Annotated in this window: 3 protein-coding genes; 2 read left to right on the top strand and 1 reads right to left on the bottom strand. The window is 73.2% G+C overall.

The window, feature by feature from the left end; genetic code table 11:
* Window positions 1-56: 56 nt before the first annotated feature.
* Complete coding sequence (locus tag ACFW2E_RS18195; RefSeq protein WP_384467524.1) at window positions 57-653, top strand: phosphotransferase; 597 nt, start codon at window positions 57-59, stop codon at window positions 651-653.
* A 62-nt stretch (window positions 654-715) separates the two neighbouring features.
* On the opposite strand, the gene ACFW2E_RS18190 is transcribed toward ACFW2E_RS18195, so the two are convergent.
* Window positions 716-1,741, bottom strand: a complete 1,026-nt coding sequence (locus ACFW2E_RS18190) for an MBL fold metallo-hydrolase (protein WP_384467522.1) — start codon at window positions 1,739-1,741, stop codon at window positions 716-718.
* A 169-nt stretch (window positions 1,742-1,910) separates the two neighbouring features.
* Between ACFW2E_RS18190 and ACFW2E_RS18185 the strand changes: the two genes are divergently transcribed.
* Window positions 1,911-3,088, top strand: a 1,178-nt coding sequence (locus ACFW2E_RS18185) for an aldehyde dehydrogenase family protein (RefSeq protein WP_384467520.1), incomplete at its 3' end; no start/stop codon positions are given.

Genomic DNA, 3,088 nt, shown 5'->3' with positions numbered 1-3,088 from the left:
GTTGTCGGGGGGGCGCGGCGGGGGGGGCGGTTGTGTAGGACAGGGCGGGGGGGGGGGTGCGCCGCGGGCCCGGGGGGGGGGGGGGGGCGGCGGCCGCCGCGGCGGCCGTGATGTCGTACGTGGCGGACCACGGCTACCCCGTGCCCCGGGTACGGCCCTCCGCCTCGCGCACCGACCTGGTGATGGAGCGGCTGTCCGGGCCGACGATGCTGGGCGCCCTGCTGGAGGGTTCACTCGGCACGCGGCAGGCGGGCTCGACGCTCGCCGGGCTGCTGCGGCGGCTGCACGCCGTTCCCGGGCGCGGGGCCGACGATCCCGGCGCCCGCGTCCTGCACCTGGACCTCCATCCCGACAACGTGATCCTCACCCCGGACGGGCCCCGGGTCATCGACTGGACCAACGCGGAGGACGGCCACCCCGGTCTCGACTGGGGCATGTCCGCGGTGATCCTGGCCCAGGTCGCCGTCGGCGGCGAACCGCTCGCCGACCCGGCCCGCGCGATGCTCACGGCCCTGCTCGAAGACCCGTCCGGTGTCACGGAGTCCGGCCTCGCGCAGGCCCGCGAGCGGCGCGCGGCCAATCCGACGATGAGCCCCCGGGAGGTGGAACTGCTGCCGGCCGCCGAGGACTTGATACGTACGCTGATTCGTTAGCCCGCGCGGTGTCGGTCCCCCATGTGGCTGTCCAGCAGGCACGGACCCCGGCGGCGGGCGGATCACACCGCCACGTACGCCACCGGCTCGCTCCCCGGTACCGCCTCCGCCCGGCCCTGCTTCACCAGACGGCGCAGATGGGCCTCGGCCTCCGAGACCGCGATGTTGCGGGATCCGTAGGGGATCTGCTCCCAGGGACGGTTCCACTCCATCCGCTCGGCCAGCTGCCACGGCGTGAGGGGCTCACAGAGCAGCGCCAGCAGCCCGGCGAGCCGCTCCTCGTGGTGCGCGAGCAACTCCCTTACGCGGGAGGCCGCGTCGGCGAAGGCGTGCTGATGGGCCGGGAGGACCTCGGCGGGGGCCAGGCGTCCGACGCGTTCGAGCGAGTCCAGGTAGTCGCCGAGGGGATCCGTCACCGTCGCGTCGTCGGGATCCTCGTACAGGCCGATGTGCGGGGTGATCTCCGGGAGCAGGTGGTCGCCGGAGAACAGACGGCCGTGACCGGGGAGCCGGGAGGGGTGCTCCTCCTCCAGGTGCAGGCAGACATGGCCCGGGGTGTGGCCCGGCGTCCAGATCGCGCGCAGCCGGCGGCCCGGGAGGTCGAGCAGCTCGCCGGGGACGACCTCCCGGTCGGGCAGCGCGGGGGAGAGGCCGGGCAGGGTACGGCGCCGTGCGGTGCGCAGCGGAGCCACGTGCTCCTCGGGGGCGCCGGCGGCGGCGAGCTTGGCGGCCATGTACGAGAACCAGCGCTCCGGCCGGGTCTCACGGGCGCGGCGCACGATCGCGGTGTCGGCCGCGTGCATGGCGATCCAGGCGCCCGAGGCCTCCCGCACCTTGCCCGACAGTCCGTGGTGGTCGGGGTGGTGATGGGTGATCACCACCCCGTGGAGCTCGGCGACGGACGTGCCGCATGCCGTCAGGCCCTCGGCGAGGGCGTCCCAGGAGGCCGGGTCGTCCCAGCCGGTGTCGATCAGGACCGGGCCCCGGTCGGTGTCGACGACGTATACGAGGGTGTGGCCGAGGGGGTTGTCCGGGATGGGGACCTGGAGGGAGCGGACGCCGCCTCCGTGGTCGTGCACCTGCGCCATGGGCTCCCCAATCGCCGCGTTCCCGTCACTATAACTAGAACAGGTTTCCATGGGAGCCCGGGTCGACCAACGGCCCCCGTCGCATCCGTGGACTACCCCGGACGGAGCTGGTATCAGTTCCCTATCTGATGGATCGTCAGACATGCAGTCCCCGGGGAGGCAGTCGGCCATGACCGAGCTCGTGGAACACGGACAGCTGTTCATCGGCGGGGAGTTGACCGACCCCCTGGGCAAGGACGTCATAGAGGTGATCTCCCCGCACACGGAAGAGGTCATCGGCCGGGTGCCGCACGCCTCGCGCGAGGACGTGGACCGGGCGGTCGCGGCCGCACGCACCGCGTTCGACCAGGGGCCCTGGCCTCGGACGACACTCGACGAGCGGATCGGGGTCGTCACGCGGATCAAGGACGCGATCGCCGTCCGGCACGAGGAGATCGCCCGGGTGATCTCCTCCGAGAACGGGTCGCCGTACTCCTGGAGCGTCCTCGCTCAGGCGCTCGGCGCGATGATGGTGTGGGACGCGGCGATCACGGTCGCCCGGAACTTCACCCACGAGGAGACGCGCGACGGCGTCCTCGGGAAGATCCTCGTGCGGCGCGAGCCGGTCGGGGTGGTCGCGGCCGTCGTCCCGTGGAACGTCCCGCAGTTCGTCGCCGCCGCCAAGCTCGCGCCCGCCCTGCTCGCGGGCTGCACGGTGGTGCTCAAGCCGTCGCCCGAGTCGCCGCTGGACGCGTACATCCTCGGCGAGATCGCCAGGGAGGCCGGACTGCCGGAGGGCGTGCTGTCGATCCTCCCCGCGGACCGCGAGGTCAGCGAGTACCTGGTCGGGCACCCCGGGATCGACAAGGTGTCCTTCACCGGCTCGGTCGCCGCGGGCCGGCGCGTGATGGAGGTGGCCTCCCGCAACCTTACGCGCGTGACGCTGGAGCTGGGCGGGAAGTCGGCGGCCGTCGTCCTGCCGGACGCCGACATCGAGACGTCGGTGCCGGGGATCGTCTCCGCGGCCTGGATGAACAACGGCCAGGCCTGTGTCGCGCAGACCCGCATCCTCGTGCCGCGCTCCCGCTACGACGAGTTCGCGGACGCCTTCGCCGCGGCGGCCGGCGCGCTCAAGGTCGGCGACCCGCTGGACCCGGCGACCCAGGTCGGCCCGCTCGTCGCCCGTCGCCAGCAGCAGCGCAACCTCGACTACATCCGCATCGGCCAGGAGGAGGGCGCCAAGATCCTCACCGGCGGCGGCCGCCCGCCGGGCCTGGACCGCGGCTGGTACGTGGAGCCGACCCTCTTCGGCGACGTCGACAACTCCATGCGGATCGCCCGCGAGGAGATCTTCGGCCCGGTGATCTG

The sequence above is a fragment of the Streptomyces sp. NPDC058964 genome, assembly GCF_042741275.1.
Taxonomy (GTDB): Bacteria; Actinomycetota; Actinomycetes; order Streptomycetales; family Streptomycetaceae; genus Streptomyces.
This window is presented reverse-complemented; position numbering and strand designations above follow the sequence as displayed.